We start from the raw sequence: 23,285 nt of genomic DNA, 5'->3' as shown, positions 1-23,285 counted from the left end.
GCGGTTACGCCGATCGCGCTACGGCGCGTCAGATTCATCGCGCTGACCGGCAAGCCGTTCGGCGAGAAGATAGGCGCCGGTGAGGCCGGGTGCCTCGCCCGACAATGGCATCGAGATCCGTTCCGCCGCAGCTGCCTCCCATTGCGGGCAATAGCCGCCGAGTTGACGCAGTGCCGCCGCGCGCACCAAGTTGAGCAGGCGCGCCTGCTGCATCACGCCGCCGCCGAGAACGATTGTGCCCGGGGAGACCATGAGGATCAGGCTGGCGCACAATTGGCCGATATAGTCCGCTTCGATCGCCCAGGCCGGATGGTCGGCGGGCAATCGGTCGAGCGATGCGCCCCACGCAGCTTTGATTGCCGGGCCGCTCGCCAATCCCTCCAGGCAGTCGCCATGATAGGGGCAGATGCCGGTGAACCCCGAATGGCCTTCATGGCGCCGCACCGGGATATGCCCCGCTTCCGGGTGGCTCGTGCCGAGATGCGGCGTGCCGTTCAGGACCAGCCCGACGCCAATGCCCGTACCCACGGTAGCATAGGCAAGGCTGCTGACGCCGCGCGCATCGGCTTCGGCGAGCGCGGCGGCGTTGACGTCGGTATCGATCGCGACCGGGATGCCATAGCGCGCGCGCAACCACCCCCCGATATCGACGCCGCTCCATCCCGGCTTGGGCGTCGTCGTTATCTGGCCGTAGCGGTCCGCTTTCGGATCGAGCTCGAGCGGGCCGAAACTGCCCAAACCGATCGCGTCCAACGGGCCATGGGCCTCCAGCGCGCGGTCGAAGAAGGCGCCGACTTCGGCGAGCGTCGCGGCGGGATCGGTCGTCGCGATCACCGCTCGCGCGCGCGATCCGGCGCGCGCGCCACCCACGCCGCAGACGAACTTGGTGCCGCCCGCCTCGATTGCGCCGAACAGGGTCATGGCTGTTCGAAGATCACGGCCTGCCCGCCGGCCGGGGCGAGGGCCAGGACGAAGCGATCCGCGGCGGTGACTGTGTCGGTGGACAGCGCGACCGGCGTCTCGAACGGACGTGCGGCGGGGACGCCGTCGGCGAAGCGCCGCGCCCGCCATGTTCCCGCGCCCAGGAAGGTCAGGTCGATCGTCAATGTCCGCGCAGCTTCGTTGGTGATCGCGCCCAGGAACCAGCGCTTCCCCGCGCGCCGCGCGACCACCGCATGCTCGCCGATCGCGCCCGACAGCGCCACCGTCTCGTCCCAGCTGGTCGGGCACTCGTCGAAATAGGCGAGCTCGGGCCAGTCGCGTCCCGCATATTTGGACGGGGCATCGTACCAATAGAGGAAGGTCAGCGGGTTGTAGTAGATCGCAGCCAGCGCGAGCTGATGCGCGTTGGTCGTCCGATTGCGCGGGTTGGCGTAGCAGATCGTATAGTCGATGGGTCCTGACAGCGCACGGGTGAAGGGGAGGGTGCAATTGTGCGTGGCGGTTGGAAACTGCTCGTTGCCGCGCACGCCTTCCAGCGCGACATAGTTGGGCAGGGTCCGCTCGAGGCCCGCGGGCCGCAGATTGTCGTGCAGGTTCACCAGCAGCCGGTGCTCGCCACAGGTCTTCACCAGGTCATAGATGAAATCGACATCGGCCTGGCGGCCTTCCCAGACGAAGCCGAACTTGATGCCCGCGGCGCCCCACCGCTGATAGGTCTTCACGATCGCGTCGAGCTGCCGCATCGCCGGCACCCGATCGACATAGAGGATCATCCCGATTCCCTTGCTTCGCGCATAGCCGATCACGCGCTCGATATCGATGGCGGGGATGGCATAGGTCGCGTCGCTGGGGTCGGTGCCATCGCCATACCAGCGTGCGTCCCACTCGACATAATCGAGCTTGCGCTCGGCGGCGAAATCCACCGTGTCGAGTCCCGCCTGGGTGGTATATTTGGTGATGCGCACCGCGCGTCCGGGCTTGATCCAGCTCACATCGCCGAGCCGGTTGGGGCTGGCGAGGGTGGGGATCAGATCCTGGCGCTCGATCAGTGCCGCGGGGTTCGGCGCCGCCAGCACGACGCGCCACGGCGTCTCGAACGGCACCGGCACGCGGAAGGATTCCTCCGCAGGGGTGTCGCCCGGGCCCGAATAGCCGGTCGCGCGGCCGGGAAAGCGCATCAGATAGGTGACGATCCCCTTGTCCGTGCTGCGCAGCATCACGCGGGGGTAATGAAGCCGGTCGGATTCGCTGAGCAACAGCGTGGTGCCGTCGCTGAGCTGCGCGGTGAGCGGCGTGTCGGCGAGGTCGCCCTGATCGCAGCTCGCGGTCAGGTCCGGATGCGGCGTCGGTGCGATGCGCGTCTGAACGGTGCGCTGATACTCGCCCTCGTCGCGGCTGACATAGAGCTGCGCCTCCGCCGGCAGGCGGAACTCGGTCTCCTCGCCGGTGAGCACCAATTCGTCGCCGGGCGCAGCAAGCAGGCGGAAACGCACCGCGGCGCCATGATCATAAGCGCGGCCGACGATCGCGAAGCGGATGCCGCGCGCCGTATCGTCGAACTCGACCTCGACCTCGCGGCAGCGGCCGTCATAACGCTTGCGGATGCCATAGGGCGGTGACCAGTCGCCGTTGATGGTCTTGCGGCGCATCTGACCCGGCTTTGCGCCGGGGCCCAGCCGCTTGCCGTCCGCCAATACGAGCGCGAGCGTCGACCGCTCGATCGCCGCGCGTCCGTTCACCTTCACCGACCAGGTCGGGCCGGACGGATCGATCGTCAGCTCGACCTTGCCGTTGGGGGAAGAGATGCGGTGAATGGCCTCGGCCGCATGTGCGGCGCCGGTGCCGAAGGGGAGCGTGGCGGCGCCGGCGAGAACCGTGCGCCGTGAGGTCGAGATCACCAATAGGGCCTCCATATACGGCGCATGCGGACCAGCGCCTCGAGGTAGAAATAGTCGCCCCAGATGCAGCACTCGCTGATGCCGATTTGGTTGGGCATGTGATAGACGGCTTCGGCGAGCACGCCGTTGCTGCCTTCAAGGGGGGTGAGATGCGCGGCAAGCGCGCGAGTCATGCCCCAGGCGGCGCGGGCGTAGAGGCCGCGATCGGGATCGCTCAGCGGGAGGTGCCGGACGAGCTCGAGCAGGCCGCACGCGGCGATCGCCGCCGCCGAGGTGTCGCGCGGCGCATCGCCCCCGGTGAAGATCAGATCCCAGCGGCAGACGAGGTCGTCGGGCAGCCGGTTGAGGAAATAGTTGGCGAGCCTGGCGGCCAGCGCGACCAGGTCTTCGCGCCCGCTGTGCAGGTGACCGAGGGCGAAGCCGTAGATCCCCCAGGCCTGCCCGCGCGCCCAGCAGCTGTCGTCGGAATGCCCCTGGTGCGTGGTGCCGTGCGACGGCGCGCCGGTACGCGTATCCATGTGGAAGGTATGGAAGGTCGAAGCGTCGGGGCGCACGAGATAGCGCGAGGCCTGATCGAGATGTCGCTCGGCCGCGGTGCGGAAGCGCGCGTCGCCCGTCTCCTCGGTCGCCCAATAGAGCAGCGGCAGGTTGAGGTTGCAGTCGATGATCATGCGTCCCGCCTGCTCGGGATCGTTGAGGTCGCCCCATGCCTGGATGACCCCCGATACCGGGTCGAACCGGGCCAGCAGCAGCTCCGCCGCCGCAAGCCCTGCACGGCGCGCCTCCGTATCGCCGGTGAGCCGCCACGCCGCGCAGGCCGAGGGGGTGTAGAGGAAGCCGAGATCGTGATGCTCGACATTGACCCGCCGGTCGGCGCGCTCAACGAAACTTTCCACCTGCTGCTCCGCCGCGCTGCGATAGCGCTCGGCACCGGTCAGTTCCCATGCCAGCCACATGAGGCCCGTCCAGAACCCATTGGTCCACTCGACATTGCCGATCGCCGGATAGATGAGCCGCTCGCTCGACGGCGCCGGGAAGCTCCCGGAAAATTGCGGCAGCGCGCGGTCGAGCCGGGCGAGCACCTGGGCGATCGCATCGTCGAGCTCGGCGGCGGTGGGAGGGGCCACGGCCTCGAACCGGACACGGTCATGGATCGGCTCATGGACGACGGGGGACATGGGGAGATGCATGGCAGGGCTTTTCATTGCGTGAGCGGCGTGGCGTTGGCGGTGGACGCCGCTGCGGGCTTTTCCCGATCGCCGGCGTCAATCGGGCGGCCGCGCGCGTCGGTTCGCGGTGTGCTTTCCAGCGCGAACCAGGAGGCGATCCAGAACAGCAGCGCGCCGGCGGCGATCATCAGATAAGTGGCGGGGAAGCCGAACAGATCATAGCCGTGCCCGACGATCGGCGAGAGGATCGCCAGGCCCAGCGAATGGCCGAAGCTGACCCCCACCAGATAGACGGTCGAGGCGAAGCGGCTGTCGAAATGATAGGCGATGTAGCGGAAGATCGAGACGGCCAGGATCGGCAGCTCCAGCGAGTGCAGCATCTTGCAGGCGGAGATGGTGAGCGGGCCGGTGGCGACCGCCGATCCCGCGATGCGGATGATCATGATCGCCGCCGCCAGCATCAGCCCGTTCTTCGCGCCGATGCGCATGACGATCAGCGGCGCGATCAGCAGCATGCCGGCCTCGACGAAGATCTGTGCCGAGTTGAGATAGCCGAACATGACGTTCCCTTCCGCGGGGGTCGGGAACATCGATGCGAAATAGGCTGGGAACTGCTGGTCGTAGACGAGGTAGAGATTGGTGACGCCGAGGATCAGCACCATGAAGCGCCAGAATTGCGGCTGCTTCAGCACCGTCATCGATTCCCGTGGGGTGAGCGTCTGCGCGTGCGACTGCTCCGCCGGGTCGGGAACGATCCGCGTGGCGAGGATCAGCGGGATGAGGAGCACGCCCGCCGCCGAGGCGAGGTAGAAGTTGATCGACGGATCGATATTGTACAGCCGGCCCGAGAACACCGCAGCGCTGGCATAGCCGAGCGAACCCCATAGCCGCGCCCGGCTATATTCGAAGCCGTAGCGGCGCCCGACGCGATCGACGAAAGATTCGAGCGCGAAGCTGCCGGCGACGAACGTCAGACCGAGATAGAGCCCGCCGATCGCGGCGCCGAGCAGGAGGTTGGCCTCGAGCAGCGGGGCGTAGAGCCCGGTGAAGAAGATCCCGCACAACGTCACCATCAGCGCGATGAACAACGGCACATGGCGCTTGAGCCCGGCGCGATCGGAGATGTAGCCGTAGAGCGGCTGGCACAGCATGGCGGCGATGAAATTGGCCGAGAACACGGTTCCCGCCTGAGCGCCATCAAGGCCCATCGGCCCCTTGAGCCAGATCGCCAGGAACGACATTGCACCCGCCTGGGCAAAAAAGAACAGGAACAGAAAGGCGCTCAACAATATGTAGTTGCGCCGCGCGCCCGGCATCGTGTCCATCGCTCGCCTCTCCTTGACCGCGATTGGTCGTGCGGCTAGAGGTATCGTTATCAGTTCATAATTCAGATGGCAATCCACCCTATATAGGAAATTGGTAGATTATTGACTGGTATCGTAAACAGTATGGATGCTATGGCATTGACCACGGCGGCTCCTGACGGTGCCGCAGCTCGCGATGTCGGAAAAGGGAGTGGATCGGGTGAAACGCGGCAACAAGGCCGAGGCTGAAGGCGAGACTTCGGCATCATCGTCACGCCGCTCTGCGGTGACCGTCCACGACGTGGCGCGCGAAGCAGGCGTGTCATCAATGACTGTGTCGCGCGTGGTGAACGGGACCAAGGTTCGCGAGCCGCTGCGCGTGCGCGTCCAAGCCGCGATCGAGCGGCTCAACTATGTGCCCAACGTCGCGGCGCGTGCGGCGCGATCGGGCTCGCTCCGGATCGGCGTGCTGTTCAGCAACCCGCGATCCTCGAACCTGGGCGACTTCCTGATGGGGGCGTTTCAGCAGAGTGGGAGCGATGGAAGCCAGTTGGTTATCGAGCCGGTCGCCACGCATCCCAAGGCGACGGATGCGGTGCGCAAGCTCGTCGCCACGGGCGTCGATGGCATGATCCTGCCGCCGCCCTTGTGCGATTCGCTCGAGGCGCTGGATATCCTCTGGCAGGCGCAGATCCCGGCGTTGAGCTTCGCGACGGCGGACCCGCGGTCGCACTCCTCGGCGGTGCTCATCGATGATTTCGAGGGCGCGCGCGCCATGGTGCGGCACCTGATCGGCCTGGGGCATCGCGACATCGCCTTCATTCGCGGCAATCAGCGGCATTCGCCCGCGCTGCGCCGTGAAGAGGGATTTCGCGCCGCGATCGCCGAAGCCGGCCTGCAGCTCGACCCCGCGCGGCTGGTCGATGGCGATTTCAGCTACCGCTCAGGGCTCGACGCCGGGCGGGCGCTGCTCGACGTGTCGCCGGCGAAGCGCCCGACCGCGATCTTCGCCAGCAACGACGACATGGCGGCGGCCGTGACCGCGGTGGCGCTGGGTCTCGGCGTCAGCATTCCGGGCGAGCTGAGCGTGGCGGGGTTCGACGATACGCCGATCGCGTCGCTACTCTGGCCGCAACTCACGACGATCCGGCAGCCGATCGCGGAGATGGCTGCGACTGCGGTCGAGATCCTGTCCGACTATCTCAAGCAGCGCCGCAATACGCCGACGCCGCCGATCAAGCACCATGTCGCGCCTTTCGAGCTGAAGGAGCGTGGATCCACCGGACCCGTCCGCGTCGAGGTTCTGAACCTGGGCATCTGAGCGCCGCGCAGAGGCGCACACCACCCATTGGCCGGCCGGCGGGATCGCTAGAAGACCAGTCTGGTTCCGGCGGAAAAATAGCGGCCGACCACGTCGTAGAAGGGCGAATAGAGCGATCCGTTGGGGGCCTGCCTGTCCAGCAGGTTGGTCACGCCGCCATGGATCTCGATCTTTCGCGCGCCGGCCGCGATGCGCACGCGCGCGAAGAGGTCGACATAGGTATAGGCCGGGATATGGTTGTTGAGCAGCCGGATCGTGGAATTGTAGTTGCCGGGGGAGATGTAGCGTGCGCGTAGCTGCGCGCCGAAATCCTCGCTATCGTAGCCGATGCTGCCGTTGATCCGCCATTCGGGCACGCCGAGGCTGAACGAATTGCCCTGCGAGCGGACATATTCGATCGTCGTGACGCCGTCATTGGTCTTCAGGCTGTCGACCCAATTGCCGCGCAACCGGAGGACGAGCTTGCCGGGCAGGCCGGCGAAGCGGAGCGGGAGCGTCTGGGAAAGCTCGGCGTCGATCCCGTCGGTCCGGTATTCGGACAGGTTGAGATAGGAGGTGACGGTGCGGGTGATGTTGCCCGCGGCGTCGCGCTCGACATTCGCGCACAGAGCCTGGTTGCCGTTGAAGCAGCGGATCACCAGATCCTGGGCCGAGACGGTGGTGATCACATCGTCGATGCGCACGCGGTAATAGTCGGCCGACAGGCGCAGTCCGGGAATTCCCGGCGGCGCGTAGAGGAATCCCGCCGTGAAGGTGGTCGCGGTTTCGGGGTGCAGGTCCGGATTGCCGCCGCTGTGGTTGAGCACATAGACGCTCGCATTCTTCACCGGATCGGTGAGCGCGTTGTAGCCCACGGTGAGCTGCGTGTAGAGCTCCGCGAGATTGGCTGAGCGGATATCGCGCGAGCGCGTGAACCGCGCGCGGAAGCCGGGAAAGAACTCGTTCGTCGCGCCCAGCTTCCACGACCAGATCGATCCGGTGGTGTCATAGTCGGACAGGCGCACCGCCGCGTTCAGCTCGAGCTTGCGCAGCAGCGGCCGATCGCGCGCCAGCGGGATGAGGATCTCGCCAAAGGCTTCCCGGACGGTGAAGCCGCCGGCGATCGGCGCGAAGTTGAACGACCGGAACGCGCGGGCAAGGTCGAGCTCGCTCACCGTCTGGCGGATCGCCTCGCGCCGCGCCTCGATGCCCGCAGCGATCGAGACGGGGCCGGCCGCGAGCGCGAACGGCTCGCCGCGCAGGCTGATCCCGCCGACATCCAGCGTGGTCGTCGCGCGCTGGCGCGGCGTGCCGGTGACATAGGCGAGCGCCTCGGCCGAGGGCGAACCCTCGCCGAACAGGTTGATCGGCACGCAGGCGCTCGACGGATCGCTGAGCTTGACGCGGCAGACCGGTTGCCCGGTTGCCGGATCGCGCACCGCATCCACCGCCTGGCTGAAATTGGCGCCGATCACGAAGCCGGGCGTGTCGATGTCGTTGCGATATTCGCCATGGCTGTAATAGCCGCTCCAGCGCCAATGCCGGCCGATCGTGCCGTCCAGCGCGATCGTCCCCTGAGTCGTCACCCGCTCGAAATCGATGCGGGGAAAGGGGAAGTCGGAATTGAACCGGCCCATGGTGAAGCCGGCCTCGCCCGCCGTCAGCAGCCGCGCGGCGATGTCGGGCGACAGGAAGGCATTGTCGCGCGCGATGAAGATGTTGCCGCGATTATGGTCGCCGAACCAGATATAGTCGTTCCACATGCGCGAGTGGCGCAGCTCGGCCGAGAGCTTGACCGCGTCGCTCGCCTTGAAGCTGACGCGGCCGAGCGCGCTGTAGCGCCGCTGCGGCGTGACGAGCGCGCTGAGATCGTCGTTCGACGGCCCCTCGCCACCGATCATCTCAGTGCCCACCACGGTGCCGTAGCGGAAGTCGCGGAGCGATCCGTCGGGATTGAAGACCTGGCCGGCGAGCACGCCGCTCAGGATCAGGCCCCCGCGCGCCGCATTGGCGAAGCCGACGTCCGGCACCAGCATGAAGTTGCCGTTTCCGGCCGCCACGCTCCCCCAGCGGCCCACGCTGGGGCGGGATGATTTGGGAATGACGCCGTCATTGTCGAGATATTCGGCGCCGAGGATCAGCTGGCCGCGACCGCCGGCGAATGTCGTGCCAAACGCGCCCTCGAACCGGCGCTCCGCGGCATCGCCGCGTGAGGAGATTCCCGCCTGGGCTCCGAGCCTGATCCCGTCGATGTCCCCGTCGAGCACGATATTCACCACGCCCGCCACCGCGCCCGAGCCCCAGGCGGCGGAGGCGCCGCCGGTCACGATATCGACCGACTTGATCAGCACGGTGGGGACGGTGTTGAGATCATTGTCGCTCGAGAAGCGCCGTCCGTCGAGCAGCACGAGCGTGCGATTGATCCCGAGGCCGCGAAGATCCACCGGCGCCATGCCCGCGCTGGTGTTCGTGCCGCTGGTCTGCGGGGAGATGGTGCCCCGGAATTGCGGCAGGTCGTTCAGCGCGGCGGCGACGTTCGGGCGTCCGCCGATCTCGAGGTCGGCGCGCGTCACGTGCGAGGTCGGGGTCGGCGCCTCGAACCCCAGCGCGTCGATCCGCGAGCCGGTGATGACGACATCCTGCGGTTCCTCCGGCCTTTCCGGGGGAGGAGAGGGACGCGGGGGCGGGGGCCGCGCGGCCACGGGCGGGCGGCGCACGCTCCGTTCGGCCGCACGCCGGGAGATGACATAGGAGCCGCCGGCGGTGACGGTGAAGTCCAGCCCCGATTGCCGGAGCAGGCGGCGCAGCGCTTCGGGCGTGGTGTAGGTGCCGTCGAGCGCCGGCGCGACACGTCCCCTGACGGCGCTGGGCACGAAGACGATGTTGGTGCGGGTGATCGTCGCCACCGCCTCCAGCGACAGCGACAGATCCTGCCGCGGCAGCGCGAAGCGGAACCGGGCAGCGGATTGCGCCTGGGCAGCGGGCGCGGCCATGCACGCGATCGCGGACATCGCCGTCAACGTGCCGCCCATCCTCATCTGCCGCCTCTACTCCGCGCTGCCGGGCCGTTCCGGCGGATCGATCGAGGATAGATCACCGCACGCTGCACGGGCACGAAGACGTGATCAAGGCGTCAAAAGCACTGCTTCGCCCTCGCGCTGCACCCGCAGGCCGTGAAGCTGTGCCACCGCGGCGGCGAACTCCGCCGGGTCGTCGGTCGCGAAGACGCCAGAGATGGGAAGCGCGGCGAGGCGGGCATCGTTCACGATCACGCGCTGCCTGCCATAGCGGTTCACTTCGGCGACGGCTTCGGACAAGGGCGTGTCGCGGAAGCGCAGCTCGCCGCGGCGCCAGGCGGTGATCGATTCGAGCGCAGGGCGATCGAGCACCGGCACCGCATCGGGGGCCGCCGATACGCGCTCGCCCGGCGCGAGGACGGCGAGCAATCGCGGCCGTTCGCCCATGCGCACGACCTCGACCTTGCCGCTGAGCAGCGTGACGCGGACTCGATCGCCCTCCCGCCGCACGACGAAGCTGGTGCCCAGCGCCTTGATCCGCTCGTCGCCGGCCCGGACGACGAACGGCCGGGCGGCATCGTGCGTCACGTCGAACATCGCCTCGCCCCGGTCGAGCGAGACCTGGCGCTCGTCGCGGTCGAACTTCACCGTGAGGCGGCTGTCGGTGTTGAGCGCGATGCGGCTGCCATCGTCGAGCGTCGCCATGCGCTGCTCGCCGGTCCGGGTGTCGAAGGTCAGCGGCTGGTTGAGCAAGGCCGTCATCGCGCCTGCCCCGGCGAGCACGGCCAAAGACGCCGCGATCGCCAGCGGGACGAACCGCCGCGAGACCGGGCGCGGCGGCTCGGCATCGAACGCCGCCGCGCCCGGCAGGATCTCCCACAGCTCGGTGGCGCGCTCGAAAGCCTCCTGGTGCGCAGGATCGGCCTTGAGCCAATCCTGCAGCGCCCCTTCGGCATTGCTGCCCTGCGGACCATGCAGCCGGGCGAGCCAGGCCGATGCTTCCGCGTTGAGACGCGTTCGCTCCTCCTTCGACCGTATCACCATTGTTCCATCCAGTTCATCATCTCCAGGGTCGCTCGGGCGACCTGCTTTTCCACGGCGGGGATCGACATCCCTTCTTCCTTGGCGATTGTCGCGTAATTGGCTCCGTCCAGACGCCGGCGGAGCAGAATGCGGCGGGTGCGCTCGGGCAATCGCGCGAGCCCGGCCGCCGCATGGCTCAGCCGCGCCTGGGATTGCAGTACCTGCTCGGGATCGGGCGCGGCATCGGCGATGCTGAACACGTTCCCGGCCGAGAAGGGTGCACGGCGCTCGCGGCGCTCCTCGTCGATCGAGAGGTTGACGGCCGCCCTGACCAGGAGCGCCTCCTGCGAGCGCACCGAATGCCGCTGCTCGTAGCGCTCCACCTTGAGAAAGGCTTCATGCACCAGATCCTCGGCGTCCTGCTCGGCCACGCCGCGCCGGCGAAGGACGGCCCGGACGTGCCGCAACATCTGGTTCAACTGGCTCATCGCGCTCCCTGGCCGTCTCCTACATGATTCGGTCGCCGAAACTCGACAGGATTCTGGCGCGCCGTGCCTCACGGGCCGGCATTGCGCGCGATCTGCCGCCATTCGGCGCGCGTCAGCGGAAGCGCGGCGAGCTCGGCATAATAGGCGCCAAGGTCGCGAGTGAAGGGCCAGTCCGACGCCGGCAGGAAGTGGCGGAGCCCGATCCTGCGCATCAGGCCGACGAGCGCGGACTTGTCAGCCTCCGACGCTGCGCCGGGCTTGATGGCGGCAAGGTCGAAATAGAGATTGGCGCAGCGCTTGCGATCCTGCTCGCACGCATCGGCGAAGACGTCGAGCGCATCGAGGGTCGCTGCGTCGACGCCGCCCCAGCCTGCGGCATGCGCGACCTGCACCGTTGTGCCGCGCGCAGCCGGCAGTATCTCGTCGAGGAAGATGCGCGCCTCTTCCGCGCCATAGCCGACCGCCCGGTTGCGCATATGGATCATGATGCGCAGACGCGCGGCCGCCGCAGCGCGAAACGCCGACGCAAGCACCTCCACATGCTCGGGCCGGTGATAATCGAAGCGCGAGTTGGCGAGATGGAGCTTGATGCCGGCGACGTGGCGGTCGCCGCGCCAGCGCTCGATCTCCGGTAGCGCGGTCGTGGTGAGCGGATTGACGCCAATATAGGCCTGGAGCCGATCGGGATGGTCGCGCGCCAGGGCGACGGTGAAGTCATTCGCCTTGCGGACGATCTCGGCATGGCCCGGGGCCGGCGGCACCATCATCGGGCTTTCCGCCAGATAGGCGGTCGACATCAGCCGCGCGCGCTTGATGCCCGCTGCGTCCATTGCCTGCAGCAGATCAGTGACGGTCAGCGGGTTGGCAAACTCGGGGTCGCATTTGCCGGTCCTGCCCGGACTCGCGCAATAGCCGGGCAGGAAGGCGAGGATCGCGGGCGAATGGACATGGACGTGATGATCGATCGCCACCGCTGGTGGCTTGCGTTCTGCCGCGCTCGAGGGAGTGACGACGAGGAGCAGCGCCGCGGCGATCGTAAGCACCAGCACCAGGATCACCGCTGTGCGTCGCCGAGCAGCGTCTGCTTCCAGAACAGCGCGCTGGTCCAGAAATAATAGTCCTCATTCTCCTTCTTGCGGAAGACATGGCCGTCATTCTCGGCAAGCAGGTGCCAGACGGTGCCGCCCTTGCCGCGCACCGCCTTGATGATCTGATCGGCCTCGCTCGCCGGCACGCGCGGATCGTTGCCGCCGGTTGCGATCAGCAGCGGCAGGTCGATCTTGTCGACGCTGGTGAGCGGGGAGATCTCGATCAGCTTGGCGAGCTGCCTGGGATCGCGCTCGTCGCCATATTCGACGCGGCGCAGGTCGCGGCGATAGGATTGGGTGTTCTCGAGGAAGGTGACGAAGTTGGAGATCGCGACGTAGCAGTTCGCCCCCTTGAGCCGCGGCGAATAATGGGTGGCGGTGGCATAGCACATATAGCCGCCATAGGAGACGCCGGTGACCGCGAAGCGGGCGGGATCGAGCGCCGGGTCCTTGACCAGCGCGTCGAGGAAGGCGCCGATGTCCTTGACCGAATCCTCGCGCTTGAACGGCCCGTTGTCGAGATTGACGAAGCGCTTGCCGAACCCGCTCGACCCGCGGACGTTGGGGAAGAACAGCGCGATGCCGAGCTCGTTGAGGTAATAGTTGTCGGAGCCCAGGAAGTCGGGCCGGGTCTGCCCCTCCGGGCCGCCATGGATGTTGATGATCAGCGGGCGCTTGCCGGGGAAGCGCGCCGGATCGGGGCGATAGAGGAAGCCGGTCACCGTCTCGCCGTCGAAGCTCTTCACCTCGACGAGCTGCGGCTCGACATTCTTCGCGGGATCGAGCCCGCCGGTCTCGCTCGCGGTCCAGCGCGTCACCGCGAGCGTCTTCGGATCGACCGCAAAGGCATCGCCCGCGACGCGGGCCGAGGACATGCTGAGCCCGATCGTCCCCCAGGGCGCGATCTCGATCGCCGAGCCGATCGAATAGGGGATCACGCCTGCCGGCAGGCCGGTGACGTCGCGGGTGGCGCCCGTCGCGGCGTCGAGCACGTGCAGCCGGCTGACCCCGGCTTCATTGGTCGCATAGGCGAGGAAGCTGCCGTCGGGCGCGAGCGCATAGTCGCTCACGTCCCATTTCGGCTCCTTCGAGACCGGCGTGAACCGGCCGGTGCGCGGATCGAGGCGGCCGAGCCGCACGAAATCGGAATCGATGTCGGACAGCACCCAGATTCCACCATCGGGCGCGTAGCGCGGCGCGATGTACGAAACCTCGCGCTTTACATCGTTGAGGGGGCGCAGCTTGCCGGTCTTGAGATCGAGTTCATAGAGATCGGCGCGGTTGATCGACATGCGGTTGACGACCAGCGCCTTCGCGCCGTCCGCCGAGAAGTCGGCAATGTTCCAGCCGCCGCCCTTGACCGTCGCGACCAGCCGATCGGACTTGGGGTCGCGCGGGTCGATCACATAGAGATCGGCATCGGCGCCGTTGCGCCGGGTCGAGGAATAGCCGAGCAGCTTGCCGTCGGGACTCCAAGCGCCGAACCAGTTGCGGCTCTTCCCGTCGGTGAGCAGTTGCAGCCGCCCGTCGGCGAGCCGGAAGAGCTGATAGAATTCGCCGCCGCCGACGTCCTTCTGCACCACCGTCACGTCGCCGGCGCCGGGCGAGATGGCGGCCATCAGGATCGGCTCGTCCTCGAAGCTCAATTGCGTGCGGTCGGCATTCGGCGCGCGCACCTTGTGCACCTGATCGGTGTTGGCGAAGCGCGTCTTGATCAGCATCGAGCGATCGGCCGGATTCCAGCCGAGGAAGCTCGCCTTGCGCGCTTGAAGATAGGGCTGAGTATCAGCGGCCAGCGCGTCGGGAATGGCCGGGATGCCGTCGGCGACGATCGCGGCGGGTTTTGCGACCTGGGCGATCGCGGTGGCAGGCAGCAGCGCGAGCGCCGCGGCAAAGGCAGGGCGAAGGAACATCAGGCACTCTCCAAAAGGCCTGGGCCCGCCCGGCATCGCTGCCGGACGGGCCCCGATCAGATCAGAAGCGGACGCGGGCGCCGAGGGTGAAATAGCGGCCCAGAACGTCGTAATAGGGCGAGTAGAGCGATCCCGGGGGCGGCGCCTTGTTGAAGAGATTGGAGACGTTGGCGTAGAGCTCCATCTGCCGCCCGTCCGCCACCGGAACCCTCATCTGCGCCTGCAGGTCGAAATAGGTGTAAGCACCGATATGATTGTTGGTGAGCGGCACCTGGTTGTTATACTCGCCCGGCGAGATGTAGCGCGCGCGCACCAGGCCGGAGAAACTCTGGTCCTCATAGCCGATCGAGCCGTTCACCCGCCAAGCCGGCACGCCGAGACCGAACGAATAGCCCTGCGAGCGGACATATTCGAGCTTCACCACGCCATCGTCGGTGGTGAGGCTGTTGACCCAGGTGCCGAGGATGCGGAACTTCATCCGACCTTCGCTCGAGCCGAACAGGCGGTTCAGCGGCAGGACGTAGGAAACCTCGGCATCGATCCCGTCGGTCTTGTAGTTCGCCAGGTTCACGAAGGTGGAGATGGTGCGCGTGATCGTCCCGTTCGCATCCCGCTCGACCCGCGCACACAACGCCGTGTTGCCGTTGTAGCAGCGCGTCACCAGATCCTGGGCGGCGATGGTAGTGATGACATCATCGACGTCGATGTTGAAATAGTCGACCGACATGTTGAGGCCCGAAACCGCAGGTGGCGAATAGGTGAAACCGAACGTCCAGGTATCGGCTTTCTCCGGCTCCAGGTTGGGATTGCCGCCGCCGTTGCTCAGCACATAGACGTTCTGCTGGGTCACCGGGTCGTAGATGGTGTTATAGCCGGTGGTTGTCTGGGTATAGAGCTCGCTCAAGTTGGCCGAGCGGATGTCGCGTGAGCGGGTCGCGCGTCCGCGGAAGCCAGGGAAGAACTCGTTGGTGACGCCCAGCTTCCACGACCAGATCGACCCCGTCGTGCTGTAGTCGCTGACGCGCACCGCGCCGTTGAACTCCAGCTTGCGCAGCAGCGGGGTGTTGTGGATCAGCGGCACCAGCACCTCGCCAAACGCCTCCTTCACGGTGAAGCTGCCCGACATGGCCGAGAAGCTGAAGGTGCGGAACGCCTTGGCGGCGTCCAGCGCGCCGATGGTCTGGGTGATGCTTTCCTTGCGCGCCTCGACGCCAACTGCGAACGACACATCACCGGCGGGGAGCGCGAACGGCTCGCCGCGCAGGCTGACACCGCCGACATCCAGCTTGGTCGTGCCGCGCTGGCTCGGCGTGCCGGTGACATAGTCGATCGCCGCCTGCGAAGGCGCGCCCAAACCGAACAGGTTGATCGGCACGCAGTTGGTAGAGGGATCGGTCAGCGCGATCCGGCAGATCGGCGTGCCACCCGGTCCGGCCACCGCATCCACCGCGTTGGCGAACTCGCGTGTCAGTAGGAAACCGGGCGTGTCGATGTTGTTCTGATATTCGCCATGGCTGTAATAGGCGCTCCAGCGCAGGTTCGACCCGATCCTGCCGTCGAGCGCCAGCGTGCCCTGCGTCACCTTCCGCTCGAAATCGATCGTCGGAAAGGACAGGTCGCTGTTGAAGCGGCCCATGTAGAAGCCGTCTTGGCCGGCATTGGCGAGGGCGGTGCGTACCTCGTTCGAGAGGAAGGCGTTATCCGAGCGGATGCGGATCCCGGACGTCGCCGTGCCCTGCACATGATCGCCGAACCAGATATAGTTGTTGTACATGCGCGAGTGGCGCAGCTCGGCGGTCACCTTGATCGACGGGGTGACGTCGAAGGTCAGGCGGCCGAGGGCGCTGTAGCGGCGCTGCGGCGTCATCAGCGGGCTCAGATCGTCGTTCGACGGGCCCTCGCCGCCGGTCATGTAACCGCCGACCACTCGGCCAAAGTTGAAGTCGCGCAGTGAGCCGTCGGGATTGAACGCCTTGCCTGCCAGCACGCCCGAGGTGATCAGGCCGCCATAGGCGGAGGTGGAGAAGCCGACATCCGGCGTCATCGCGCCGCCGAACGACGCCCAGCGCCCGATCTGCTCACGCGCGACCTTCGGCACGATCCCGTCGCTGTTGAAATACTCGCCGCCGAGCACGAAGTGGCCGCGGCCCTCGGCGAAGCCGAACCCGGCCTTGCCCTCGAAGCGGTGCTGGGCGGCATCGCCATAGGTCGAGAGGCCCGCTTGCGCGCCGAGCTGGAGGCCGCTGAACTTCTCGTCGATGCCGATGTTGACGACGCCCGCCACCGCGCCCGAGCCCCAGGCGGCGGAAGCGCCGCCGGTCACCACCTGGGCACTGCGGATCATCACGTTGGGAATGGTGTTGAGATCGTTGTCGCTGACGATGCGGCGGCCATCGACCAGCACTAGCGTGCGGTTGATGCCCAGCCCGCGCAGATCGACCGGCGCGTTGCCGGCGCCGGTATTTGTGCCGGTGGTCTGCGCCGAAGTGGTCGCACGAAACTGCGGCAGATCGTTCAGCGCCGCTGCGACGTTGGGACGAGCGCCGACCGACAGATCCTCGGACGTGACGGTGAGGGTGGGGGTGGGGGTGTCGAAATTGCGGTCGATGCGCGATCCGGTGACGACGATCTCGCCGCTATCGTCGGCTGACGGTGCTTCCACCGGAGCGGTCTGATCCGGCGCTGTGGTTTGCGCCCAGGAGGTTGCGGGGACCAGGATTGCTGCGCACGCGCCAACTACACTGCCAAATCGCGTCATATGACCCTCTGATTCAGCCGGCGGTCCATCGCCGCGGGCTTTCAGAAGGGAAGACGAGCGGATTTCACAAAACCGACATATTTCTGAAAATTTATGTCGGGCGGGAACAAGTGGGACGCTCGACTGCCATTTCGTTGGCCGCAGGGTGAAATCGGAAAGACCCCTGCCTTCATCATCCCTGTCGCGTCCGATTAACACGGCTCCCAAAGCTGCTCCGGCATGCGGAGCCTTGCCCGGGAGCCATGCCGATGGAGGGCGCTCCGATCGTCTGCGGCGGCACGGCGTCGTGGATTAATGCCTCGAGCAATGCGTTTCTTTCCTGACACGGCGCGTCCGACAGGATATGCTTGCGGCTTGCAGGATGGCGATGGCATTGACCTGGCCGTGTTATCGGAACGCAACCGACAGTCCAAATTGGACGTGGGCCTGACATGGGGTCTGGTGCCCCGGGGGTCGGCGGCGGCACACTTTCACATCTAAGTCATTGAAAAAATGGTGGACGCACTAGGGCTCGAACCTAGGACCCGCTGATTAAGAGTCAGCTGCTCTACCAACTGAGCTATGCGTCCATCCGGGCGATCAGGAGCGCTGTTGGAAAGCGCTGCCTCGGTCGGGAGCGGGGCCACTAGCATCGGGTTTTTTCGATTGCAACACCCTTGCGCCCGAAAAAATCACTGCCAGCTGCGGGTATTGCGACTCTGGCGGTTCTCGCGGTCCAGCGACATCAGGATGCCGACGCAGATCAGCGTGGTCATCTGTGCCGATCCGCCGAAGCTGATCAGCGGAAGCGGGATGCCCACGACCGGCGCGAGGCCGATCACCATCGCCATGTTGATGAAAACGTAAAAGAAAATGGTGGTCGAAATGCCGGCCGCGGTGAGCTTGGCGAAACGGGTCTGGCTGCGCACGCCGACCATGATCCCCCAGCGGATCAGCAGGCCGAACGCGATGATCACGAACAGGCCGCCCATCAGGCCCCATTCCTCCATCATCGTCGCGAGGGCGAAATCGGTATGCCCCTCGGGCAGGTAGTCGAGATGGCTCTGCGTGCCGTTCAGGAACCCCTTGCCGAACCAGCCACCCGATCCGATCGCGATCTTGGACTGGCTGATGTGATAGCCCGTGCCGAGCGGGTCGTTCTCGGGGTTCAGGAAGGTCAGCACGCGATTGCGCTGATAGTCGTGCAGTACATAGTTGACGATGATCGGCACCGATACGGCAAGTGCGAGCGTGCCCCCGATGAACAGGCGCAGCGGCACTCCCGCAAGGAACATGACCGTAAGGCCGCCCGCCGTGATCATCAGTGCGGTGCCGAGATCGGGCTGGAGCATCACCAGCGCGGCGGGAAGGCCGATCATCGCCGCTGTCGGCCAGATCGCCCCGAAGCGGCGAATCTCGCTCGGCGGGAGCATGTCGTAGAATTTGGCGCAGGCGAGGACGATCGCGACTTTCATCATCTCCGAGGGTTGGATGCGGATGAAGCCGAGGTCGAGCCAGCGCTGGCTGCCGCCCGCGACCGCGCCGAGCAATTCGACCCCGATCAGCATGACCAGGAAGATGGCGTAGAGCGGGAAGGCAAGCGTCGACCAATGGCTCACGCGCACCCGCGAGAGCACGAGCGCCATGGCGAGGAATACGCCGAAGCGGATGCCCTGGGGCATCGCCCATTTGGGCTCGCCACCGGCGGCAGAGAACAGCACGAGGACACCAAATCCGCCGATCGCGCAGACGAGCAGGATCACCAGCCAGGGAAGCTGCGCCAGAGGGGCAGGGACAAAACCGGGTCGGTTCATTCGCCGGGAACCTGTGGTGGGGCGGTTGGGGAAGCCGTGGGCATCGGGGTCGCACGCGGGGCCGGCGAGACGCCGGGCGACGGGGCCGGAGAGGGACCCGCACCCGGCGTCGGCGCTGCGGCGGGCAGGCCCTGTGCCGCGCGATAGGCTCTGTCCTTGGCTGCCATGCGGGCGCGGATGTCGCCGCCCCATTCGGTCTCGAACCGGGCAAGCGTGTCGAGCGCCTGCTGCCGGTCGAACAGATAGGTGAGCACGTCCTTCGCCACGGGGGCTGCGGCACGCGCCCCGCCCATGCCGTGCTCGATCACCACCGATGCGGCGTAGCGCGGGTTCTCGACGGGGGCGAAGCAGACGAACAGGCCGTGGTCGCGATATTTCCATTCGCCACCCTGGCCGCGGTTGCGGTCCATGATGCGGCGGACCTGCGCGGTGCCGGTCTTGCCGCCCATGCGGATGCCATCGAGCCGCAGCTTTGACGCACCCGCGGTGCCGTGACCGTTCACCACCTCGTCCATCCCCGCGCGGACGATGGCGAGATGCTCGTCAGGAAAGTCGAGATGGCGCGGAGCGCTGCGCCTGGCGGCGAGGAGCGAAGGAATCAACTCGCGCCCGGACGCGACGCGTGCCGCGGAGAGCGCGAGCTGGAAGGGGCTGACCAGCACATAGCCCTGACCGATCGCCGCGTTGAGCGTGTCGGCCTGGGTCCATTCCTGCTTGTAGCGGCGCAGTTTCCATGCGCTGTCGGGGATGGTGCCATAGCGCTGCGAAGGCAGGGGCAGGTCGAACTCGGCGCCGAAGCCGAGCTTGCGCGCGGCCGCGGCGATGGCTTCGATGCCGATCTCGCGGCCTAAAGTGTAGAAATAGGTGTTGCAGCTGCGCGCGATGGCGGTGTGCATCGTCATTGGCCCGTGACGGCCGAGGCAGCCGAAACGGCGGTTGCCGAGCTGATAGCCGCCATTGCAATAGACCACGCGTTTGGGATCGATCCCGGCACCGAGAATGGCGAGCGCGGTAGCTGGCTTGAAGGTCGATCCGGGCGGATACAGACCTTGCAGCGTCTTGTTCATCAGGGGGAGATGGTCGTCCTCCGACAACATCTTCCATTCGGTGCGGCTGATCCCGTCGGAGAAGGCGTTGGGATCATAGGCCGGCATCGACACCATCGCGAGGATGTCGCCATTGGTGACGTCGAACACCGTGACCGAGCCGGATTCATTGCCCAGGCGCCGCGCGGTATATTCCTGAAGCCCGGCATCGATGGTGAGGTGAATATTCCGGCCGGGCACGTCGGCCCGGGTAGCAAGCTCGCGCACCAGCTTGCCGCGCGCGGTGACCTCGACGCGCTTGGCGCCGGCCTTGCCGCGAAGCTCGCCCTCCAGCATCTTTTCCAGCCCGTCCTTGCCGAGCTTGAAGCCGGGGGTGACGAGCAGCGGGTCCTTGGTCTCCTTGAACTGCTCCGCGGTCGCAGCGCCGACATAGCCGACCAGATGGGCGACCGCAGCGCCGGCGGGATAGTTGCGCGCGAAGCCGCGGGTGGGGGCGACGCCGGGCAGCTCGGGCAGGCGCACGCTGACCGCCGCGAAGCGTTCCCAGTCGAGATTCTCAGCGACCTGCACGGGCTGGAAACCGGCCGCGCCCTTCAGATCCTCTTCGATCCGCGCGAGGTCCTCGGCGGTCAATGCGAGCAGGTCGCGAAGCTGCCCAAGCACGCGGTCGCGGCTGTCCTTCTCCATCCGGTCGGGAATGATATCGACGCGGAAATCGGTGCGATTATCAGCGATCGGCACGCCGGTGCGATCGACGATCCATCCGCGGCGCGGCGGGATCAGCGTCAGGTTGACGCGGTTGCTCTCCGCCAGCAGCTTGTACTTGTCGTTCTCATAGACCGAGAGCCAGGTCATCCGTCCGGCGAGGATCAGCGCGCCGGTGATCTGAGCGGCGCCCAGAAACAATGCGCGCCGCGAGAAGCTATAAGTCTGCTGCGCCTCGCTGATCAGACGGACGGGGCCGTTCACAGATTTCTCCGCTTGCCGTCAAGCCGTGCGACGAGGCGCGAGAAGACCGGGAAGAATGCGATCGCGATCAGGATCTGGATCAGCAGGACGGTATCGACATGCGCGCCGAGCGGTGCCGCGACCAATCGCCCGCCGATCAGGCAGAAGCCGATCGCGCCTGCGGCCAGCAGCCAATCCTGAAGAAAATCCCGCCACACGATCCGCGTGTCTAGCACATCGATTGCGATCAACGACACCGTCCAGAACAGCATCGAGCTGCCCATGGGCTGCCCGCTGACAAGGTCATCGACGAAGCCGAGCAGCACCGGCGCCCAAGGCTTGAGCAGATCGGGGCGGTGCAGCCGCCATGCAAGCAGCATCATCAGCCCGAGCGGCGGCAGGATGGGAAAGCTCGCCTTGAACGGCACCAGCACCGTCAGCGATCCTAGGACGATCGTGAGCGGGGCGAGCCAGCGGGCGCGGGTCGAGGTGTCGGCCTTGCCCAGGCCGGCATAGGGCGATCCGCTCACCGCGGCGCGGCCCCTGGTTCATCGGCGCGCGCACGCACGGCGCCAGCTTCGGGGAAATAGCTTTGCTGCACGATCGCATAGTCGAGCGTGTCGGGGCTGGCGAAGACCACGCCCTCGGCGGTGTCGCGCGCGCGGGCGCGTACCCGTGCAACCGCGATGTTGGGCGGAAAGATGCCGCCGGTGCCGGAGGTCACGAAGCCGTCGCCCGGCTCGAACAGCACCTGCGCTGCGCCGGCGGAGCGGATCTCGATCAACCCGTCGCCGCGCCCGGCGGCGATGGCGGGCAGGCCGTCGCGCACTCGACGGACGGGGACGACGCTCTCGGGGTCGAGGATCAGCAGCACGCGCGCGGTGTTGGGGCTGACCTCGACCACGCGGCCGATCAGCCCGTCGGCGCTGCGCACCGGCTGGCCGGCGCGCACGCCCTGCCACGACCCGGCATTGAGCGTCGCGAAGCGCCGCGTGCTCGAGCCGGTGGAATAGACGAGGCGTGCGGTGACGACCGGCTCGGCGATGCGGTCGCGCAGCTTGAGCATGGCCCGCAGCCGCTTGTTGTCATAGGCGGTCGCGCGCGCTTCCTCGACCAGCTTGCGGTTCGCTTCCGCTTCGGCGCGGAGCGCGGCATTCTCGCCGCGCACGCCGAAATAGCTGCCGATGCCCGCGGGAATCCCGGAAATGCCGCGCCGCGTCCAGTCGAGGCCGGAGGCGACCGGCGTCACCAGCTCGGAGAAGGTGCCCCGCACCGCGGCGAAGGCGGGCGGGTGGAAGGTGGAGAGCAGCAGCAACACCACGCCGACCAGCGCACCGCCGCCCGCGAGGACATAGCTGATGAAGAGGCCGTATTGCGCCCGCCGCGAAAATCCGGGGCGCCGGTTGCGTGGCGGCGCCATCTCCTCTCGCCCTTATCAGACCGCGAGGAGCACGCCGCGGAACACCGGATCCTCCAGCGCGCGCCCGGTGCCGAGCGCGACGCAGGTGAGCGGGTCTTCCGCCACGGTGACCGGCAGGCCGGTCTCGTCGCGCAGCACCTCGTCGATCCCCTCGAGCAATGCGCCGCCGCCGGTGAGGACGATGCCCTGGTCGACGATGTCCGCCGCCAGCTCGGGTGCGGTGTTCTCGAGCGCGATGCGCACGCCTTCGACGATCGTGCCGACCGGCTCGCTCAGCGCTTCGGCGATCTGGCCCTGGTTGATCTGGATTTCCTTGGGCACGCCGTTGACGAGATCGCGGCCCTTGATGTGGATCGTCTTGCCGATGCCGTCCGCCGGCGGCTTGGCGACGCCGACTTCCTGCTTGATGCGCTCGGCGGTGCTCTCGCCGATCAGCAGATTGTGGTTGCGGCGGACATAGGAGACGATCGCCTCGTCCATCTTGTCGCCGCCGACGCGGACCGAAGTCGAATAGGCTAGGCCGCGCAGCGACAGCACGGCGACTTCGGTGGTGCCGCCGCCGATATCGACGACCATCGAGCCGATCGGCTCGGTCACCGGCATGTCAGCGCCGATCGCGGCGGCCATCGGCTCCTCGATCAGCATCACCTGGCTCGCGCCCGCGTTCGATGCGGCGTCGCGGATCGCGCGGCGCTCGACGCTGGTCGAGCCGGACGGCACGCAGATCACGATCTGAGGCCAGCGCATGAAGCGCCGCTGCCCGCCATGCACCTTGCGGATGAAGTGCTTGATCATCTCTTCGACGACGTCGATGTCGGCGATCACGCCGTCGCGCAGCGGACGAATCGCCTCGATGCTGCCCGGCGTCTTGCCCATCATCAGCTTGGCGTCGTCGCCGACGGCCTTCACCTTCTTGATGCCGTTGAGCGTCTCGACCGCCACAACCGACGGCTCGTTCAGGACGACCCCGCGCCCGCGCAGGTACACGACCGTATTCGCGGTTCCCAGATCGATCGCCAGATCGTGGGACATGAACTTGAAAAGGCGGGAAAATACCATCTGATCGCACCGTCCTGTTGCGGCTTGGCCCGGGCCGCATATTCGCACTGAGACTATAATCCGTACCGGTCCGGGCGGATCGACTCCGGCCCAATCAGGCGGACTCAAATCTGGCGGAT

Annotated in this window: 16 protein-coding genes and 1 tRNA gene; 1 reads left to right on the top strand and 16 read right to left on the bottom strand. The window is 66.8% G+C overall.

Annotated elements, in window-relative coordinates:
- Positions 1-18: 18 nt before the first annotated feature.
- From VGD28_RS10910 to VGD28_RS10895, 4 genes are all read right to left on the bottom strand, one after another.
- Positions 19-921 (bottom strand): ROK family protein, encoded by a 903-nt coding sequence (locus VGD28_RS10910; RefSeq protein ID WP_331028371.1) that lies wholly within the window; start codon positions 919-921, stop codon positions 19-21.
- Positions 918-2,855: a glycoside hydrolase family 97 protein gene (locus tag VGD28_RS10905; protein WP_331028370.1), complete on the bottom strand. Its 1,938-nt coding sequence runs from the start codon at positions 2,853-2,855 to the stop codon at positions 918-920. The genes VGD28_RS10910 and VGD28_RS10905 overlap by 4 nt, the downstream gene beginning before the upstream one ends.
- Positions 2,837-3,967 carry a glycoside hydrolase family 88 protein gene (locus tag VGD28_RS10900; protein ID WP_331028369.1) on the bottom strand — a complete coding sequence of 377 codons (1,131 nt, stop codon included), beginning with the start codon at positions 3,965-3,967 and terminating at the stop codon, positions 2,837-2,839. The genes VGD28_RS10905 and VGD28_RS10900 overlap by 19 nt, the downstream gene beginning before the upstream one ends.
- 74 nt (positions 3,968-4,041) lie before the next feature.
- Positions 4,042-5,334 (bottom strand): oligosaccharide MFS transporter, encoded by a 1,293-nt coding sequence (locus VGD28_RS10895; protein ID WP_331028368.1) that lies wholly within the window; start codon positions 5,332-5,334, stop codon positions 4,042-4,044.
- 190 nt (positions 5,335-5,524) lie between these two features.
- Between VGD28_RS10895 and VGD28_RS10890 the strand changes: the two genes are divergently transcribed.
- Complete coding sequence (locus VGD28_RS10890; RefSeq protein WP_414714495.1) at positions 5,525-6,634, top strand: LacI family DNA-binding transcriptional regulator; 1,110 nt, start codon at positions 5,525-5,527, stop codon at positions 6,632-6,634.
- A 47-nt stretch (positions 6,635-6,681) separates the two neighbouring features.
- On the opposite strand, the gene VGD28_RS10885 is transcribed toward VGD28_RS10890, so the two are convergent.
- The 12 genes from VGD28_RS10885 to VGD28_RS10830 all read right to left on the bottom strand — a co-directional run bounded on the left by VGD28_RS10885 (position 6,682) and on the right by VGD28_RS10830 (position 23,166).
- Positions 6,682-9,645: a TonB-dependent receptor gene (locus VGD28_RS10885; RefSeq protein ID WP_331028366.1), complete on the bottom strand. Its 2,964-nt coding sequence runs from the start codon at positions 9,643-9,645 to the stop codon at positions 6,682-6,684.
- Positions 9,646-9,738: 93 nt separating this feature from the next.
- On the bottom strand, positions 9,739-10,674 hold the full coding sequence (locus tag VGD28_RS10880) for a FecR family protein (RefSeq protein WP_331028365.1): 936 nt from the start codon (positions 10,672-10,674) through the stop codon (positions 9,739-9,741).
- Positions 10,668-11,141: a sigma-70 family RNA polymerase sigma factor gene (locus VGD28_RS10875; RefSeq protein WP_331028364.1), complete on the bottom strand. Its 474-nt coding sequence runs from the start codon at positions 11,139-11,141 to the stop codon at positions 10,668-10,670. The genes VGD28_RS10880 and VGD28_RS10875 overlap by 7 nt, the downstream gene beginning before the upstream one ends.
- Positions 11,142-11,209: 68 nt before the next feature.
- Positions 11,210-12,190, bottom strand: coding sequence for an amidohydrolase (locus VGD28_RS10870; RefSeq protein ID WP_331028363.1), 981 nt, complete (start codon positions 12,188-12,190; stop codon positions 11,210-11,212).
- A 5-nt stretch (positions 12,191-12,195) separates the two neighbouring features.
- A complete protein-coding gene (locus VGD28_RS10865) occupies positions 12,196-14,142 on the bottom strand; it encodes a prolyl oligopeptidase family serine peptidase (RefSeq protein WP_331028362.1) in 1,947 nt (648 codons plus the stop codon).
- 61 nt (positions 14,143-14,203) lie between these two features.
- Positions 14,204-16,804: a TonB-dependent receptor domain-containing protein gene (locus VGD28_RS10860; RefSeq protein ID WP_331028361.1), complete on the bottom strand. Its 2,601-nt coding sequence runs from the start codon at positions 16,802-16,804 to the stop codon at positions 14,204-14,206.
- Between the two features lie 589 nt (positions 16,805-17,393).
- Positions 17,394-17,469: transfer RNA gene (locus VGD28_RS10855), tRNA-Lys, on the bottom strand.
- A gap of 102 nt (positions 17,470-17,571) precedes the next feature.
- A complete protein-coding gene (gene rodA, locus VGD28_RS10850; protein WP_331028360.1) occupies positions 17,572-18,693 on the bottom strand; it encodes a rod shape-determining protein RodA in 1,122 nt (373 codons plus the stop codon).
- On the bottom strand, positions 18,690-20,708 hold the full coding sequence (gene mrdA / locus VGD28_RS10845; protein WP_331028359.1) for a penicillin-binding protein 2: 2,019 nt from the start codon (positions 20,706-20,708) through the stop codon (positions 18,690-18,692). Before mrdA ends, rodA begins: the two co-directional genes overlap by 4 nt.
- Positions 20,705-21,217, bottom strand: coding sequence for a rod shape-determining protein MreD (locus VGD28_RS10840; RefSeq protein ID WP_331028358.1), 513 nt, complete (start codon positions 21,215-21,217; stop codon positions 20,705-20,707). The genes mrdA and VGD28_RS10840 overlap by 4 nt, the downstream gene beginning before the upstream one ends.
- On the bottom strand, positions 21,214-22,107 hold the full coding sequence (gene mreC, locus VGD28_RS10835) for a rod shape-determining protein MreC (protein WP_331028357.1): 894 nt from the start codon (positions 22,105-22,107) through the stop codon (positions 21,214-21,216). The genes VGD28_RS10840 and mreC overlap by 4 nt, the downstream gene beginning before the upstream one ends.
- 15 nt (positions 22,108-22,122) lie before the next feature.
- Positions 22,123-23,166: a rod shape-determining protein gene (locus VGD28_RS10830; protein WP_331028356.1), complete on the bottom strand. Its 1,044-nt coding sequence runs from the start codon at positions 23,164-23,166 to the stop codon at positions 22,123-22,125.
- Positions 23,167-23,285 lie beyond the last annotated feature (119 nt).

Source organism: Sphingomonas sp. (assembly GCF_036402235.1).
GTDB lineage: Bacteria > Pseudomonadota > Alphaproteobacteria > Sphingomonadales > Sphingomonadaceae > Sphingomonas.
Note: the sequence above shows the minus strand (reverse complement) of the source record. Positions and strands in the feature narration are given on the sequence as shown.

What these genes read in the sequence shown, in the direction of transcription:
- VGD28_RS10895 (WP_331028368.1), bottom strand. Translation starts at nt 5,334, where the DNA reads ATGGACACGATGCCGGGCGCGCGGCGCAACTACATATTGTTGAGCGCC.
- rodA (WP_331028360.1), bottom strand. Translation starts at nt 18,693, where the DNA reads ATGAACCGACCCGGTTTTGTCCCTGCCCCTCTGGCGCAGCTTCCCTGG.
- VGD28_RS10905 (WP_331028370.1), bottom strand. Translation starts at nt 2,855, where the DNA reads ATGGAGGCCCTATTGGTGATCTCGACCTCACGGCGCACGGTTCTCGCC.
- VGD28_RS10885 (WP_331028366.1), bottom strand. Translation starts at nt 9,645, where the DNA reads ATGGGCGGCACGTTGACGGCGATGTCCGCGATCGCGTGCATGGCCGCG.
- VGD28_RS10830 (WP_331028356.1), bottom strand. Translation starts at nt 23,166, where the DNA reads ATGGTATTTTCCCGCCTTTTCAAGTTCATGTCCCACGATCTGGCGATC.
- mreC (WP_331028357.1), bottom strand. Translation starts at nt 22,107, where the DNA reads ATGGCGCCGCCACGCAACCGGCGCCCCGGATTTTCGCGGCGGGCGCAA.
- VGD28_RS10875 (WP_331028364.1), bottom strand. Translation starts at nt 11,141, where the DNA reads ATGAGCCAGTTGAACCAGATGTTGCGGCACGTCCGGGCCGTCCTTCGC.
- VGD28_RS10910 (WP_331028371.1), bottom strand. Translation starts at nt 921, where the DNA reads ATGACCCTGTTCGGCGCAATCGAGGCGGGCGGCACCAAGTTCGTCTGC.
- VGD28_RS10865 (WP_331028362.1), bottom strand. Translation starts at nt 14,142, where the DNA reads ATGTTCCTTCGCCCTGCCTTTGCCGCGGCGCTCGCGCTGCTGCCTGCC.
- VGD28_RS10880 (WP_331028365.1), bottom strand. Translation starts at nt 10,674, where the DNA reads ATGGTGATACGGTCGAAGGAGGAGCGAACGCGTCTCAACGCGGAAGCA.